Source organism: Methylosinus sp. LW3 (genome assembly GCF_000527115.1).
In the GTDB taxonomy this organism is placed as follows: Bacteria; Pseudomonadota; Alphaproteobacteria; order Rhizobiales; family Beijerinckiaceae; genus Methylosinus.
The window spans coordinates 3,987,827-4,004,193 of sequence record NZ_AZUO01000001.1; the positions used below are offsets into that span (position 1 = coordinate 3,987,827).

The window sequence follows — 16,367 nt, forward strand, 5'->3', positions numbered from 1 at the left end:
TCTTTTAGAAGCGGTAGACGAAGTCGTTGCTGTTCACGACCGTGTGCACGAGATCGACGAAGGCCGAAGCGCGCAGCGGATCGACGAAATGCGCTTTCGTCGTCACCGGCACAGCAATCGAGAGCTTGCCGTTCTCGGCCTTCTCGGCGATCGTCTTCTGATGCTGATCGAGGAAGGCGTGCAGCGCCTTCGTCTCCTGCTCGCTCGGCTTGCGGCCGAACAGCACGAGATAGAGCCGATCGAGCTGCGCGGCTTCATTGTCGCCGGCCTCCTCGATCACGCGGCCGGCGAGCGCTTGCGACCATTGGAAGATGAGGTCGCTGTTGTAGAGCGTCAGCGCCTGCAGCGGCGTCGTCGTCACGTCACGCTTGCTGTGGATCTGCTGCGGATTCGCCATGTCGAAGGTTTCGAGCAGCGGATAGGGCAGGCTGCGCCGCGTGAAGATATAGAGGCTGCGGCGCGTGTAGTCCTGGGGGTCTTTCGACGTCGCCCAGGCGGGATCGGTGTTGTTGAAATTGCCGCCGCCGATGAGATTGGCGGGAATGGGCGGAAACACGCTCGGTCCGCCGATATGCTCGTTCAGGCTGCCGGACGCCAGCAGGATCGAATCGCGAATCTCCTCCGCCTCGAGGCGCTTGCGCGGGAAGACGGCGAGCAGCTTGTTCTCGGGATCGGCCTTGGCGACATCCTCGCGATAGTCAGAGGACTGGCGATAGGTCGCCGAGAGCAGAATGGAGCGATGCAGCCGCTTCACGCTCCAGCCGTCCTTCACGAAAGTGAAGGCGAGATGGTCGAGCAGCTCCTGATTGGTCGGCTTGTCGCCGGCCTTGCCGAAATCGCTGACCGTGCCGACGATGCCCTTGCCGAAATATTGGTTCCACACACGATTGACGAAGACGCGCGCGGTGAGCGGATTCTTTTCGCTCACCAGCCAGTCGGCGAGCGCGGTGCGGCGGCCGGAGGAGGTCGCCGTCGGCTTGATGTCGGGAAGCTCGCTCGTGATGCCCTCCGGGAAGGCGGGCTGCACCTCGTCGAGCGGCTTCTCGTGATTGCCGACAAAGAGAATATGCGTGGGCGGCGCGTCGCTATGGCCGAGCTCGGTGGCGGCGGTGTAGGTCAGCGAGCCTTTGTTCGAGCGCAGATTCTGGAACTTGCGCAGCTCCTGCGTGAGCTTCTGATATTCGTCCGCCTTTTTGACGATCTCCTCGCTGTGCTCCGGCGCGCTCTTGTCGTCGGCGGCGTAGCGCAGGAAGCCGGCGAGCGCGGCGTCGTTTGTCACCTCGTCGAGCCGGTGATTGACCCAGCGGTCGAGCGCGTTCCACTGATCCTTCGCCTTGAAGATCGATTCGCGGCTGTCGGTCAGATAGCGCTCCTTGTGATATTTGAGCGCCGCCTCGCGAACCGAATCGATGATCTCCTTCTGCCGCGCGCGAATGTTCTTGGTCGCCTCGTTATAGACGGCCTGCTCCTTCAGGAACTCGGCCTCCACCTCGCCCTTATTGGCGGGCGCCTTCTCGTCGAAGGCGGTGTTGGCGAAGAAGGCCTGCAGCGAATAATAATCCTTCTGCGTGAATTTATCGGTCTTGTGATTGTGGCAGCGCGCGCAGCCGACCGTCGTGCCGAGGATCGCCTGGCCGACCGTGTCGACCATATCCGTGGTGATCTGATATTTGCGCTGCACCAGATCGCGCGAATTGCTGTTGTCCGGATAGCCGGCGAGGAAGCCGGTCGCGACCAGCAGCTCCTGATTGCCGGGCGCAATCTCGTCCGCCGCGATCTGCTCGCGGATGAACTGCGAATAGGACTTGTCCTCGTTGAACGACTTGATCACGTAATCGCGATAGCGAAACATGTTCGGCCGGTTATTGTCGTTCTGGAAGCCGGTGCTGTCGGCGTAGCGCGCGAGGTCGAGCCAGAAGCGAGCCTGGCGCTCGCCATAGCGCGGCGAGGCGAGCAGGCGGTCGATGAGCTTCTCATAGGCGTCAGGGCTCGCATCGCTCTCGAAGGCCGCGACCTCGTCGGGAGTGGGGATGAGACCCCAAGCGTCCAGCGTCGCGCGGCGGATGAAGGTGGCGCGATCGGCGTCCGGCGAGGGAGCTAGGCCGCGCGCCTCGATCTTGGAGAGCACGAAAGCGTCGAAGGAGGAATGCGACCAATCCTTCTTCTGCACATTCGGCGCGAAGGGCTGGTAGGCCGGCTGCCACGCCCAATGCGGCTTGCTCGCGCGCGGCGACTCGGTCGTGGCGGCGGCCGGCGCCTTCTGCTCTTCGGCGATCGCGAGGGCCGCCGCGGAGGCGCTCAACATCATTGCGATCACGGATCGTTTCAAGGTTTTCGTCATGTGCCCGCAACCTCGTCTTTTCTCTATTGCCTATCGGCGTCATATGCTTACGTGACGACCGCGTTCCGTCGGCGCACCATTGCGCGCTCGCATCTTCGTGGCTCGAGGGGGACTTTAGGCGACTATATCCATTAAGTCTACAAAGAAGATCGACTTCTCATCGAAAAAAGCAACGTTTCGCAGGTCGTCGCGCGCATGGCGTCGCGCGCGCCGAGGCGCCTTACGCGAAATTCCGAAGCGATTGGAAGATCAGATCTCGTAGCAGAGCGCGACCTCATCGGCGAGGTCGCGAACATGGGCGAGCGTGCAATTGTCGAGCACGCCGGACAGAGCCCGTTGCGCATCCTGCATCACCAGCCGGACGGCGCATTTTTCGACATCGACGCAATCGTCGCAGGGCTGGTAGCGCGTCTTGCTGGCGCAAGGCAGCGGCGCCAGCGGACCGTCGAGCGCGCGGATGATATTGCCGACGGTGATCGTCTCGGCCGGGCGGGCCAGCGTGTAGCCGCCGCCCTTGCCCATTTTGGAGCTGACATAGCCGAGATTGCGGAGCTCGCAGAGAATGGCGTCCAGAAATTTTTTGGGGATGCGCTGCGTCGTCGCGATCTCTTGCACCGGCACTGTTCGCCCCGGCTCGAAACGCGCGAGATAGCTCATGGCTTTGATGCCGTATTTGCCCTTTTTCGTCAGCACCTGGCCACCTCGTCTATAAAAACAGTAGACTATTGTTGGCGAGTCAAGAAGTCAATAAAGACGATAGACCTTTCGTCAAAACATTCGGGGGAAGATCGGGACGATGCGCTCCGGCGTCGCGAAAGAAGGTTTTTCTCGCCGCGCGAGCGCGATCCGATCGAACGGAATCGTTCGATCGATCAGAATTCGCTCAGGGATTGGAATCGAGATGCGTGATCCGAGCCGATTGGATCGGATCACTCTCCAGGAGCGATGAGCGGCGTCCCTCAGAGAAAGCCGGCGCGTCCGCTCTGCAGGCGCAAGAGCGCGGCGACCAGCGCATCGACATCGGCGCATGTATTGTAGAAGGCGAGCGACGGCCGCACCGTCGCCTCGAGGCCGAAGCGGCGCAGAATCGGCTGCGCGCAATGATGGCCGGCGCGCACCGCTATGCCCTCGCGGTCCAGCGCCTTGCCGACCTCCTCGGTGCGATGGCCGTCGAGCACGAAGGAGAGCACGCTCGCCTTCTCCGCCGCCGTGCCGATGAAGGTGAGGCCCGGCACGAGGCGCATCTTCTCGGTCGCGTAGAGGAGGAGATCATGCTCGTAGCGGGCGATCACCTCCATGCCGATCGATTCGATATAGTCGAGCGCGGCGCCGAGGCCGACGGCGTCGGCGATATTGCCGGTGCCGGCCTCGAAACGCTCCGGCGGACCTTGATAGATGGTCTTCTCGAAGGTCACGTCGGCGATCATATTGCCGCCGCCCTGCCAGGGCGGCATGTCGGCGAGAACCTCGTCCGTGCCATAGACGACGCCTATTCCGGTCGGGCCGAACACCTTATGGCCGGAGAAGACGAAGAAGTCGCAGCCGATCGACTGAACGTCCACCGGCATATGCGAGACCGATTGCGCGCCGTCGATGAGCACGCGCGCGCCATGGCGATGCGCCATGGCCGTGATCTCGCGCACCGGAGTCACCGTGCCGAGCGCATTGGAGACCTGCGTCACCGAGACGATTCGCGTCTTGGGACCAAGCAGCTTTTCGTATTCCTCGAGGATGATCTGGCCGCGGTCGTCCACCGGCGCGACGCGCAGCCGTGCGCCCTTCTCGGCGCAGAGCTGCTGCCAGGGCACAATATTGGCGTGATGCTCGAGCCAGGAGACGACGATCTCGTCCCCCGCCTGCACATTGCGCCGGCCCCAGGCCTGGGCGACCAGATTGATCGCCTCGGTCGCGCCGCGCACGAAGATGATGTCCTTGACCGAAGGCGCTTTCAGAAAGCGGCGCACCTTCTCGCGCGCGGCCTCATAGGCGTCGGTCGAGCGCGCCGCCAGCGCATGGGCCGCGCGATGAATGTTGGAATTCTCATATTCGTAGAAATGCGCGAGCCGATCGATGACGGCCTGCGGCTTTTGCGTCGTCGCCGCATTGTCGAGCCAGACCAGCGGCTTGCCATGCACCTGCTGCTGCAGAATGGGGAAGTCGCGCTTCACCGCATAGGGGTCGAAAGCGGCTCTGCTCGCCGGCGCGCTGGCGGCGAGCTGCGGCGCATAGCCCTGCGGCTCTTGCGGCGCCGTCTTCGGCGTGGCGGGAACGGCGCCGGCGCGATCGAGGAAATAGAGTGAATCGGTCGCGGCGGGGCCGGCGGCGCCGGGCGCGAAGCTGCGCTCCTGGCCGGAGATTTCCGGCATTGCGACATTGGGCGTCCCCAGCGCGAAAGCGTCCGACACGCGATGCGGATCGGCCTCCGAGGGGCCGGAATAGGCGAAGCTCTCCGGCGCCGCATCGGGCGTGGCGGGCGCCGGCGCGACATCGGCGTCATAGCGGTCGACGAGCGAGAGCGACGGGTCCGCGGGAACGGAGCCCGGCGCGACCGCGGGCGCGCGCTCATGCAGGAAATAGAGATTGTCCACCGGCGCGGCCTTCACGCCGCCCGGAACGGAGTCGGGATCATAACCGCCATAGGGCGCCGGCGCCTGCACGGGCGCGGCGCCGCCATATTGCGCCAGCGTGTTGGGAATGGCGGAATAATCGATCGCCGCCGCCGAAGGGCTTCCCGGCTCGAAGGCCCCGGCGGAAGCGCCCGGCTGGGGAACATCCGAGAGCCCATAGGGCGGGACCGCCGGCTGCAAGCCGACCGGCGCCGAGGGCGCGGAGAGATTGGGCGTCGGCGCGATGGAGGGAATCGTCGTCGGCGGAACGTCCGGCGGCCCCACGGGCGCCCGCGCCGGCGCATAGGGCGCGACGCTGGTGACGATGGAGGGCGCCGGCGCCTCGGGCTGCATCGGCGGCACAATGGGCGCGCCGGGCGAGAGCGTCGCCGGAGACTCGCTGGACGAAGCCTGCGGCGAGGCCTGGAAAAAAGCATTGGCGAGGCGGGCGATCATGGCCGGATCTGGAAAGGCCGGCGCTCCATGGCGCGTCAGCGTCTCCTCGGAGGGCGCATCCGGCGCGGTGGCGCCGAAGGCCGCGGAATTGGACGGCGCAGAAGACATGATCATTCCTCGTCTCTGTCGAAAGCTCTTCCGTCGCAAGAAGCCGCAAGAGCGTCACCCGCGAGCGCCAGAAGATGGCGAATGAAGCATTCCTCGTCCTTCGAGACGGCGGCTACGCCCGCCTCCTCAGGATGAGGAAAGCTTCAGCCGATCACTCGGGTTCCGCCGAAGCGGGACCCGATGCGCTCAGACGTATTTGTCGCCGTAATCGTGGAACTTGCCCACCTCTACGCCCTCGAGCACGCCGAGCGCGTCATGCGTCAGCACGGCGGCCGAGCAATAGAGCGAGATGAGATAGGAGGCGATGGCCTTGCGGTTGATGCCCATGAAGCGCACCGAGAGGCTCGGCGCGACCTCGCCGGGAATGCCCGGCTGGAACAGGCCGATCACGCCCTGCTTCTTCTCGCCCGTGCGCAGCAGCAGAATATTGGTCTTGCCGGACTCGTCGATGAAGAGCTTGTCGCTCGGCACCAAGGGCAGGCCGCGCCAGGTGATGAAGGGCGAGCCGAACAGGGTGACGGTCGGCGGCGGCACGCCGCGGCGGGTGCATTCGCGACCGAAGGCCGCGATGGCGCGCGGATGCGCGAGGAAGAAGGCCGGCTCCTTCCAGACCTTGGTGATGAGCTCGTCGAGATCGTCCGGCGTCGGCGCGCCCGTCCGCGTCCTGATTTTCATGGACGGATGCACGTTGGCGAGCAGGCCGTATTCGGCATTGTTGATGAGCTCGCTCTCCTGCCGCTCCTTGACCTTCTCCGTGAGCAGCCGGACCTGCTCCTGGATCTGATCGTAAGGATGGCTGTAGAGGTCGGAGACGCGGGTCTGCACGTCGAGCACGGTCGTGACCGCATTCATCGAATATTCGCGCGGATGATCCTCGTAATCGACGAAGGTCTCCGGCAGATCGGCGTCGCGGTCGCGGGCCGGGCTGCAGGTCACGTCGGCGTCGGTGAGGGCGCCCTCCTCCTTGACGCGGTTCAGCCGGTAGATGCCGGCCTCGACGGGCGTCCAAGGCAGAAAGGACACGAGCCAGCGCGGCGTAATGCCCGACCACTGCGCTCTCGTCTTGGTCGCATTGGCGAGCTGGCGGGCCGCAGATTCGCTCAGCGTCCGCCGGACTTCTGGTTCCGTGGTCATGGGTTCATTCCTCGAACGATGCGCCCGGCGCCGACGCTAGCTTTAGCTCGCGCGGACGCCGATAAACGTCGGCCGTCATCGAAAAAGCGCGGCGGGACGAATCCGAACCGCGAGCGATAACTACAGTCGTCCCCCAGGCAAATCAATAGTATTCAAAGTAGAAAATTTTACTACTTTCAAATACTTATCTTTTTATATTCACTTACTATACGTCTACAAGAACGATATGGTGTGTGAGCTTCGCCTTCACGCCTCGCCCGCCTCGGCCGGGGCATAGGACATGACGAGAAAGAAGCTCGCCGGCGTCTCGCCGAGATTGCGATAGCTGTGCGGCACATCGGCGAGAAAATCGACGGCGTCGCCCGTGGCGAGCGTCACCGGCGGCTCGCGGCCGGCGATGATCTCGATCTCGCCCTGCGCGACGACCAGCGTCTCCTTCGCGCCGGGAGCATGGGCCTCGGCGCGCTCCTGATGCAGCGGCGCGATCGTCACCTCATAGAATTCCACCGGCCGGGCGCTGTCATAGGGAAACAAGGGCCGCGAGAGAAAATTGCCGTCCTGAGAGCCGATCAGCCGCGGGCTGGCCTTGCGCATGACGAGCACGCCGCTGCGCTCCTGCGAGGCGACGAGGCTGCCGAAGGGAACGCCGATCGCATTGGCGATGCGCCACAAATGGGCGATCGTCGGCGCCTTGGCCCCGGACTCGATCGACCGCAGCTCATCCAGTTCGACGCCGCTCAGCTCGGCGAGCCGCTCGAGCGTGCGGCCTTTGCGCGCGATCAGCCGCCCGAGGCGCCGCGCCACCGTATCGGCGAGGCGCGCGGAGCCTTCATTGCGGGGCGGATCGGAGTCGGACGAACGACGGAATCTACTCATCGACAACTCCTATTTTCTAAATATTTTTTAATCTGCCATTCCAGCCCCGGTCAAGAATTATGACGGGCTCCCGGCTTTTCTTCGGCAAGCGCGACCTATTCGCCACACTGCGGATTTTTCGTTCTTTTATTTGCATTTTAGGAGAATGCTCACTGCGCCTGGCGGCGTGTTCGCGACCGAGATCATCCCGTCACCTGCTCAGGAGCGTGGCCTTGACGGCTAATTAATTCTATAACATTGATAGGCTTATCATCCCCATCGGGATGCGGAGCAGAATTTCCTCTTCCCCGGAGAGCCCATGCCGTCGAAACTCCTCGCCTCTTTCGTCGCTCTCGGCGCCGTCGCCGCGACTGCGGCGCCCGCCAACGCCGAGTTGCTCACACAGAAGATCTTGCCGACCCCGACCGCGCTGGCCATTGCGCAGACCGCCTATGACGTCTGCTATCAGCAGGGCTATCGCATCTCGGTCACCGTCGTCGGCGAGCAGGGCCAGATCCTCATCGCCATTCGCGGCGACGGCTCCTCGCCGCATACTTTCGAGAACAGCCATCGCAAGGCCTACACCTCGCGCACCTTCCGCACGCCGTCGGGTGAATTCGCGCAGCGCGTGAAGGACAATCCGACGCTGAGCGCCGTGCATCTCGCCAATGTGATCGCGGCGCAGGGCGCTCTGCCGATCAAGGCGGGCGATGTGGTCATAGGCGCCGTCGGCGTCTCCGGCGCGCCGGGCGGCGACAAGGACGAAGCCTGCGCCAAGGCCGGCATCGACAAGGTCGCCGACCAGCTCAAATAGAGCAACAGCTCGGAGAGCCGCTCGACCGAGCGGCTCTCTCGCCTCGAGAGCGCTTTCCGTTCGATCGGAAAGCGCTCGATCAATCCACCGGCAGACGCAGACGAATCTCGTCGACGAAAGCCGCGAGACAGCGCTTCACCGTGTCGAATTGCGAGGTGGTGGGCGCCATCGCTATGCCATGCACGCCGAACTCCTCGTTCAGGCTGTTCACCCGATCCGCGACCTCCTTGAAGCTGCCGACCAGCGACATGGACAAAAGCGCCTGCGGATCGAGCGCCGCCTCGCCCTCGGCGCGCGCGGCGTTGGCCTTGGCGCAGAAATCCTCGAGATAGGGGGTCGCGATCGACACCGCCTCGGCGCGTTCCTGTGTCGCAAAGCCGAAGCGCGCGAGCACCAGACGCGGGTCGCCGTCGGGCGCCTCGTCTTTGTAGACGCCGAGAATGCGATGCAGCTCGTCATTCGTGCAGGTCGCCGACGCCATGAGCCCATAGCCCTTGCGCGCAGCGAGGCGGATCGTGCTCTCCGTCGTCGTCGCGATCCAGGTCGGAACCTTCTGCTCCGGCCGCGGCGAGAGGCTCAGCTTCTCCACCTGGAAATATTTGCCCTTATGCGTGACCTCGCTCTCCAGCAGCAGGCGCTCGACGAGCTCCAACGCCTCCAGGCCGCGCTCGTTGGCGTCTTCCGGCGCGACGCCGAAATTGACCGTCTGCTTGGGAAAATCGGCGCCGCTGGCGACGCCGAAGCTGAACCGGCCCTTGGTCAAGAGATCGATGCTGGCGACATCTTCGGCGAGCTGGATCGGATCGCGCAGCGCCGGCAGAAAGGACGCCGAGCCGATGCGCGCCCGCATGGTGACGCCTGCCGCATAGCCGAGCATGACAGAGTTGGCGCCGCTCGGAAAATAATCGTCGAAATGACGTTCGGCGAACCAGATATCGTCGAAGCGCATGCGCTCGGCTTCGCGCACCAATATGAGCTGGCGCGTCAATGCGCGGCCCGCCTCCAAGGTCGGATTGTCGAACAGGCACAGGTAACCAAAACGCGGATTCATCGCGCCGCTCCAGCTGGCCCGGCCACGCGCCGGGGAAATTGAACGTAAGTCCTGCAACAACCGAGCCGCCCGTGCGAAAACCTCGATTTTTATGCGCAGAACTGCGAGCTTCCGCCGCGCGAGCCGTTTCGCCCACGCCTTCGACGCGAGGCCCGCGTCGGAAATGCGACAACGCCCGGGACGACGCCCACGATGACGCCCGCTCGAGCCTGCGCCTCTTGTAACCTTTTCACAGCGCAACCATAATCCCGCCCCGATCAGGGGCCGCGCGCTTTCGCGCGAACGCCATTCGCTGAGAAGGGGTCTTCTCGTGGTGCAAGACACGACGACCGGCGCATCCGCGCCGACGCGCAATTTTTTCGCCCGCAAGAGCGTAGACGAAATTCTCGCTGAAAATCACCTCGAGGAAGGCGGCAATTTCGCGCGCGCGCTCGGGCCGGTCTCGCTCACCGCGCTCGGCATAGGCGGCATCATCGGCGCCGGCATATTCGTGCTCACCGGCACTGTGGCGGCGAAATTCGCCGGGCCGGGCGTCGTCATCTCCTTCGCGCTCGCGGGACTCGCCTGCGCTTTCGTGGCGCTCTGCTATTCGGAGCTCGCCGCGCTCATTCCCGTCTCGGGCAGCGCCTACACCTATACTTACGCCACGCTCGGCGAGATCTTCGCCTGGATCATCGGCTGGGATCTCGTGCTCGAATATGGGCTCGGCGCCGCGACGGTGGCGGTCGGCTGGGCAGGCTATTTCAACCGCGTGCTGCATGGAATCGGCATAAATTTGCCGCCACAATGGACCACCGCCTATTTCTCCGAGGCCGGCCATGGAGTCTTCAACCTGCCGGCCGCGCTGGTGATACTGGCGCTCTCGCTGCTCTTGGCGCGCGGCACGCGCGAATCCTCCATGTTCAATAATTTCATCGTCTTCCTGAAGCTCGGCGTGGTGCTGATCGTCATCTTCTTCGGCGTCTCCTATATCGACACGGCGCATTGGACGCCTTTCGTGCCCGAGAACACCGGGGAATTCGGCCATTTCGGCTGGAGCGGCGTGCTGCGCGGCGCCTCCGTCGTCTTCTTCTCCTATATCGGCTTCGACGCCGTCTCGACGGCGGCGCAGGAGGCGAAGCTGCCGCAGCGCGACGTGCCGATCGGCATCATCGGCTCGCTCGCCATCTGCACCGTGCTGTTCATCGGCGTCGCCGGCGTGGCGACGGGCGTCGTCTCCTACACGGCGCTCAATGTGCCGGACCCGATCGCCGTGGCGATGGACGCCACCGGCGCCCCCTGGATGGCCTGGACCGTCAAGATCGGCGCGCTCGCCGGCCTCACCACCGTCATTCTGGCGCTGCTCTTCGGCCAGACGCGCGTCTTCTACTCGATGGCGCATGACGGCATGCTGCCGCCCGTCTTCGCCAGGCTGCACCCGGTCTATAAAACGCCGGCGATCAGCCAGATCGTCGTCGGCATGCTGGTGGCGATCGCCGCCGGCCTCTTCCCCATAGAGATTCTCGACGAGATGGTGTCGATCGGCACGCTCTCCGCTTTCGCGCTCGTCTGCGGCGCGGTGCTCTATCTGCGTCGCAACCGGCCGGAACTGCATCGCCCCTTCCGCGCGCCGGGCATTCCGTGGGTGCCGATTTGCGGCATTTTCTCCTGCCTCGCGCTGATGGGCGCGCTGCCGATCGAAACCTGGATCCGCCTCTTCGTCTGGATGGCGGCCGGGCTCGCGCTCTATTATTTCTACGGCAGCCTGCGCACCCGCCGCAGGTGAGGCGTTGAGCGCGCCGGCCATAGTCTGGTTTCGGCGCGATCTTCGGCTCGCCGATAATTCCGCCCTGAGCGCCGCCGCCGCCTCCGGCGCGCCGCTCATCGCCGCCTTCATTCTGGACGAGGACGAAGGCGGCGAATGGCGGCTCGGCGGCGCCTCGCGCTGGTGGCTGCGCGAGAGCCTCGCCGCCCTCTCTCGCGATCTCGAAAAGCGCGGCGCGCCGCTGACGCTGCGGCGCGGCGACGCGCAGGCGGAATTGCTGCGTCTCGCCGCGGAGACCGGCGCCGCCGCCGTCTATTGCAACCGAATCTATGAGCCCTGGGCAATAGCGCGCGACGCGCAGCTCCAGGCGAAGTTGCACGAGAAGGGCGTCACCGCGCAAAGCTTCCCCGGCGCGCTGCTCGCAGAGCCGGGCTCGGTCTGCAATGCGCAAGGGAAGCCCTTCCGCGTCTTCACGCCCTTCTGGCGCGCGCTCGCCGAGCTTCTGCAGCCGGCGCCGCCTCTCCCCGCGCCGAAGAAGCTCCACGCAGCGCCCGCGCCCGCGAGCGATCGGCTCGACGATTGGCGGCTGCAGCCGAAAAAGCCGGATTGGGCGCAAGGCCTGCGCGAGACCTGGCGGCCGGGCGAGGCCGGCGCGCATCGCCGCCTCGCCGCTTTTCTGCGCGATGGCATAGACGCCTATGCTCTGCTGCGGGATTTTCCGGCGAGGGACGGCGCCTCGCGCCTCTCGCCGCATCTCCATTGGGGCGAGATTACGCCATTGCAGATTTGGAGCGCGACTATCGACGCTCCGCAAGAAGGCCGCCTCGCCTTTCTGCGCGAGCTCGGCTGGCGGGAATTTTGCCACCATCTGCTCGCCGCCCATCCCGATATGCCGGAGGCGCCGCTCGACAAATCCTTCGCGCGCTTCCCCTGGGCGAATGACGCAGGCGCCCTCGCCGCCTGGCGAAAAGGCGAGACCGGCTATCCGCTGGTCGACGCCGCCATGCGCCAGCTGTGGCGCACGGGCTTCATGCACAATCGCCTGCGCATGGTCGCCGCCTCCTTTCTGGTGAAGCATCTGCTGCTTCCCTGGCGGGAGGGCGAAAGCTGGTTCTGGGACACGCTGGTCGACGCCGATCTCGCCAATAATTCCGGCAATTGGCAATGGGTCGCCGGCTGCGGCGCCGACGCCGCGCCTTATTTCCGCATCTTCAATCCCGTGCTGCAGGGCGAGAAATTCGATCCCGACGGCGCTTTCATCCGCCGCTTCGTCCCGGAGCTGGCGCAGCTCGGCGCCAAATACATCCACAAGCCCTGGGCCGCGCCGGAGCGCGTTCTGCGCGAGGCCGGCGTCACGCTCGGCGAGACCTATCCGCGCCCCATCGTCGATCACGCCGCCGCGCGCCAAAGAGCGCTCGAAGCTTTCGCCACGCTCCGCTCGCGATGACGCGCGGAAATTCTATCTCCCTTCCCTCTTAGTCGGATTCCCTCTAAACAGCCGGGCCATGATCTGGCTTCTCTTCGCTCTACTGACCGGCGCCGCAGTCATGAGCGTGCTATGGCCGCTCGCCCGCAAAAGCGACGCCGCCGACGCCGCCGCCCCCGACATCGCCTTTTTCGAGGAGCAGATCGCCGAGATCGAGCGCGAGAGCGCCGAGGGGCGCCTTTCCGCCGCCGACGCCGAGACCGCGCGGACCGAGGCCGCCCGCCGCCTGCTGCGCGCCCGCGGCGTGAGCTCTGGCGCCGCCGCCTCCTCCCGCCGCAACGCCATTGTGGCGGCGGCGAGCGCGATCATTCTGATCCCCGCTCTCACTCTGCTGCTCTATGGCAAGCTCGGCCGTCCCGATCTGCCGGACGCCTCGCTCGAGGCGCGGCTGGAGGCCAAGCCCGGCCACACCGACATAGCGAGCGCCGTGGCGCGCATCGAGGCGCATCTCGCCGAACATCCCGAGGATGGACGCGGCTATGAGGTGATTGCGCCCTTCTATCTGCGCAATGGCCGCCCGGCCGAGGCCGCCGCCGCCTATGAGAAAGCGCTGCGCCTGCTGGGGCCGACGCCGCATCGCCACAATGCGCTGGGCGAAGCGCGCTTGCTGGCCTCGGAAGGCCGCGTGACGGCGGAGGCCATGAGCGAGTTCGATGCGGCGCTGGCGCTCGACCCGAAATCCGCCATGGCGCGCTTCTACAAGGGCCTCGAGGCGGCGCAGACGGGCGCGCGCGAAAAGGCCGAGCAGGTCTGGTCCGAGCTGCTCGCCGACGGTCCAGCCGACGCCCCTTGGCGTCCGCGCGTCGAAACACTGCTCGCGCAATTGCGCGGCGCGCCTGCGCCGGAATCCGCGCCGGCGAGCGAGGAAGGCGCGAAGATCGCCGCAATGCCCGAGGCGCAGCGAATGGACGCCATTCGCACAATGGTGGAGCGGCTGCGCGGCAAGCTCGCGCAGGACGGCGCCGATGTCGAGGGCTGGCTGCGGCTCATCCGCGCCTATAGCGTGCTGGCCGAGACGGAAAAGGCCAAGACCGCGCTCGACGGCGCCCACAAGGCGCTCGCGCAGGACAAGGATGGTCTCGCCCGCGTCGATGCGCTGGCGCGCGAATTGGGCGTTGGAGGTTGATATGACTCGCAAGGGCAAGAGGCTCGCGCTCATCTCCGGCGCGCTCGCGGTTCTCGCTATCGCCGTCGGGCTGGTGCTGTTCGCGCTGCGCGACAATATCGTGTTCTTCTATTCGCCGGCCGAGCTCGCGCAAAAGCATGTCGCGCCGGGGACCAGGCTGCGCATCGGCGGCCTCGTCAAGGAAGGCTCGGTGCAGCGCGGCGATGATCGCAACGTCGCCTTCACCGTCACCGACAGAACCGCCGATCTCGCCGTCGCCTATAAGGGCCTGCTGCCGGACCTCTTCCGCGAGGGACAGGGCGTCGTCGTCGATGGCGCGCTGGGCGCAGACGGCGCCTTTCGCGCCGACAGCGTGCTGGCCAAGCACGACGAGCGCTACATGCCGCGCGAAGTCGCCGACTCGCTGAAAAAGCAGGGCGTGTGGCAGGGAGAGAAGAAGTGAGTCACGGAACGCCCCGCGGCCCTGGATTGCTTCGCGTCGCTCGCAATGACGAAGCCGTCATTGCGAGGAGCGGAGCGACGAAGCAATCCAGAGCCGCGCCCGCGCTCTCGCATCGCTTCGTTCGCCATCACGCCTCGGGAGGGGTGAAGATATGATCGTCGAGACCGGCCATTTCGCGCTCGTTCTGGCGCTGGCTCTCGCGCTGGCGCAGGCCATTCTTCCCTTCGTCGGCGCGCGGCTTCGCGATGTGTCGCTGATGCGCGTCGCGCGCCCTGTGGCGGTGGCGCAATTTCTCCTCGTCGCCACGGCCTATGGCGCGCTGACCTATGCGCATGTCGTCTCGGATTTCTCGCTCGTCAATGTGATCGAGAACTCCCATTCCTTAAAGCCGATGATCTATAAAATCTCCGGCGTGTGGGGAAATCACGAAGGCTCCATGCTGCTGTGGGTGCTCGTGCTCTCCTCCTGCGGCGCGGCCATCGCTCTGCTCTCGCGCGCCATGCCGGATTTGCTGCGCGCCGACACGCTCGCCGTGCAGGGATTGATGGGCGCGGCCTTTCTCGCCTTCATCCTGCTCACCTCCAATCCTTTCGCGCGCGTCGCCGATCCGCCCTGGCAGGGCCGCGACCTCAACCCAATTCTGCAAGACCCCGGCCTCGCCATTCATCCGCCGCTGCTCTATCTCGGCTATGTCGGCTTCTCGATCGTCTTCTCCTTCGCCGCGGCGGCGCTGATCGGCGGACGCATAGACGCCGCCTGGGCGCGCTTCGTGCGGCCATGGACGCTCGCCGCCTGGATCTTCCTGACGCTCGGCATCGCAATGGGCTCCTACTGGGCCTATTACACTTTGGGCTGGGGCGGCTTCTGGTTCTGGGATCCGGTCGAGAACGCCTCGCTCATGCCCTGGCTCGCCGGCACGGCGCTGCTGCATTGCGCGGCGGTGATGGAGAAGCGCGAGGCGCTGAAGGTTTGGACGATCTTCCTCTCGATTCTCGCCTTCTCGCTGTCGCTGCTCGGCACTTTCCTCGTGCGCTCCGGCGTGCTCACCTCGGTGCACGCCTTCGCCAGCGATCCTCAGCGCGGCGTGTTCATTCTCGCCATACTCGTCGCCTTCATCGGCGGCGCGCTGGCGCTGTTCGCTTTTCGGGCCAGCGCTCTGCCGACGGGCGGCCTCTTCGCGCCGATCTCGCGCGAGGGCGCGCTGGTCGTCAATAATCTGCTGCTGACGGTCGCCTGCGCGACCGTCGTCATCGGCACGCTCTATCCGCTGGCGCTGGAGGCGCTGACCGGCGACAAAATTTCCGTCGGCGCGCCTTTCTTCGACACGGTGCTGATCCCGATCGCCCTGCCGCTCGTGCTGCTGATGCCGATCGGCCAAATGCTCGCCTGGAAGCGCGGCGATCTCCTCGCCGCCGTGCAGCGGCTGCGCGCTGCCTTTGCGGCGGGCGTCGTCGCGCTGGCGGCTTTCGGCGCGCTCTATGGCGCGCCGGTTCTCTCCATTGTGAGCGCCGGGCTCGCCGTCTATCTCGTCATCGGCGCCTTCACCGATATTGCGCAGCGCGCCGCGCAAGGAAATGCGCTCGCACGTTTGCGCGGGCTGCCGCTCTCGGCCTGGGGAACGTCGATCGCCCATGCGGGAATGGGCCTGTCGCTGCTCGGCCTCGCCGCGACTGGCTGGGGCGTCGAGCAGATCGTCGCCATGAAGCCGGGCGTCGCCCAAGAGGTCGGCCCCTACCAAATCACGATCGAGGACATCGCCTCGCGCGCCGGCCCCAATTATGCGGAAACTTACGCCGTCATGGCGCTGCGCAAGGGTGGCGAGACCATCGCGCGCATAGAGCCGGCGAAGCGCTTCTATCAGGCGCGGCGCATGGCGCGCACGGAGGCGGGCATCGTCACGCTCGGCCTCGGGCAGGTCTATGCGGCGCTCGGCGAGCAGCATGAGGACGGCACGCTGGACGCGCGGCTCTATTACAAGCCGCTGGTGTTGCTGATCTGGCTCGGCGCGGTGGTGATGGCGCTCGGCGGCGGCCTGTCGCTCGCCGATCGCCGCCTGCGCATCGGCGTCGCCAGCCGCGCCCGCACGGCTGCGCAGCCACAGGCCGCGGAGTGATGGGAATGGCGCGGAATCTCTCCCTTCTTCCTTCTCCCACTCGTGGGAGAAGGTGGCCCCGCGAAGCGGGGTCGGATGAGGGGCCCGCAGG

12 protein-coding genes are annotated in these 16,367 nt (G+C 65.6%); 6 read left to right on the forward strand and 6 right to left on the reverse strand.

Annotated features, from left to right (window positions below):
• Positions 1-4 precede the first annotated feature (4 nt).
• From METLW3_RS0120100 to METLW3_RS0120125, 5 genes are all read right to left on the reverse strand, one after another.
• Positions 5-2,341 (reverse strand): DUF1549 and DUF1553 domain-containing protein, encoded by a 2,337-nt coding sequence (locus METLW3_RS0120100; protein ID WP_024881604.1) that lies wholly within the window; start codon positions 2,339-2,341, stop codon positions 5-7.
• Between the two features lie 249 nt (positions 2,342-2,590).
• Positions 2,591-3,034, reverse strand: coding sequence for an Rrf2 family transcriptional regulator (locus METLW3_RS0120105; RefSeq protein ID WP_024881605.1), 444 nt, complete (start codon positions 3,032-3,034; stop codon positions 2,591-2,593).
• Between the two features lie 266 nt (positions 3,035-3,300).
• On the reverse strand, positions 3,301-5,511 hold the full coding sequence (locus METLW3_RS0120115; RefSeq protein ID WP_024881606.1) for a family 2A encapsulin nanocompartment cargo protein cysteine desulfurase: 2,211 nt from the start codon (positions 5,509-5,511) through the stop codon (positions 3,301-3,303).
• Positions 5,512-5,697: 186 nt separating this feature from the next.
• Positions 5,698-6,645, reverse strand: coding sequence for a family 2A encapsulin nanocompartment shell protein (locus tag METLW3_RS0120120; protein WP_024881607.1), 948 nt, complete (start codon positions 6,643-6,645; stop codon positions 5,698-5,700).
• 246 nt (positions 6,646-6,891) lie between these two features.
• A complete protein-coding gene (locus METLW3_RS0120125; protein ID WP_024881608.1) occupies positions 6,892-7,521 on the reverse strand; it encodes an XRE family transcriptional regulator in 630 nt (209 codons plus the stop codon).
• A 298-nt stretch (positions 7,522-7,819) separates the two neighbouring features.
• Between METLW3_RS0120125 and METLW3_RS0120130 the strand changes: the two genes are divergently transcribed.
• Positions 7,820-8,314, forward strand: a complete 495-nt coding sequence (locus METLW3_RS0120130) for a heme-binding protein (RefSeq protein ID WP_024881609.1) — start codon at positions 7,820-7,822, stop codon at positions 8,312-8,314.
• Between the two features lie 79 nt (positions 8,315-8,393).
• Here METLW3_RS0120130 and METLW3_RS0120135 read toward each other — a convergent pair whose 3' ends face one another.
• On the reverse strand, positions 8,394-9,365 hold the full coding sequence (locus tag METLW3_RS0120135; protein ID WP_024881610.1) for an LLM class flavin-dependent oxidoreductase: 972 nt from the start codon (positions 9,363-9,365) through the stop codon (positions 8,394-8,396).
• 310 nt (positions 9,366-9,675) lie between these two features.
• Here METLW3_RS0120135 and METLW3_RS0120140 point away from each other — a divergent pair, with 310 nt between their 5' ends.
• From METLW3_RS0120140 to METLW3_RS0120160, 5 genes are all read left to right on the forward strand, one after another.
• Positions 9,676-11,130 carry an amino acid permease gene (locus METLW3_RS0120140; protein WP_024881611.1) on the forward strand — a complete coding sequence of 485 codons (1,455 nt, stop codon included), beginning with the start codon at positions 9,676-9,678 and terminating at the stop codon, positions 11,128-11,130.
• 4 nt (positions 11,131-11,134) lie between these two features.
• A complete protein-coding gene (locus METLW3_RS0120145) occupies positions 11,135-12,556 on the forward strand; it encodes a deoxyribodipyrimidine photo-lyase (protein ID WP_024881612.1) in 1,422 nt (473 codons plus the stop codon).
• A gap of 58 nt (positions 12,557-12,614) precedes the next feature.
• The gene (ccmI, locus tag METLW3_RS0120150) at positions 12,615-13,721 is read left to right on the forward strand and encodes a c-type cytochrome biogenesis protein CcmI (RefSeq protein WP_024881613.1); all 1,107 of its coding nucleotides are present in this window, start codon (positions 12,615-12,617) and stop codon (positions 13,719-13,721) included.
• A gap of 1 nt (position 13,722) precedes the next feature.
• Positions 13,723-14,163 (forward strand): cytochrome c maturation protein CcmE, encoded by a 441-nt coding sequence (ccmE, locus tag METLW3_RS0120155; RefSeq protein WP_024881614.1) that lies wholly within the window; start codon positions 13,723-13,725, stop codon positions 14,161-14,163.
• A 151-nt stretch (positions 14,164-14,314) separates the two neighbouring features.
• Positions 14,315-16,276, forward strand: coding sequence for a heme lyase CcmF/NrfE family subunit (locus tag METLW3_RS0120160; RefSeq protein WP_024881615.1), 1,962 nt, complete (start codon positions 14,315-14,317; stop codon positions 16,274-16,276).
• Positions 16,277-16,367 lie beyond the last annotated feature (91 nt).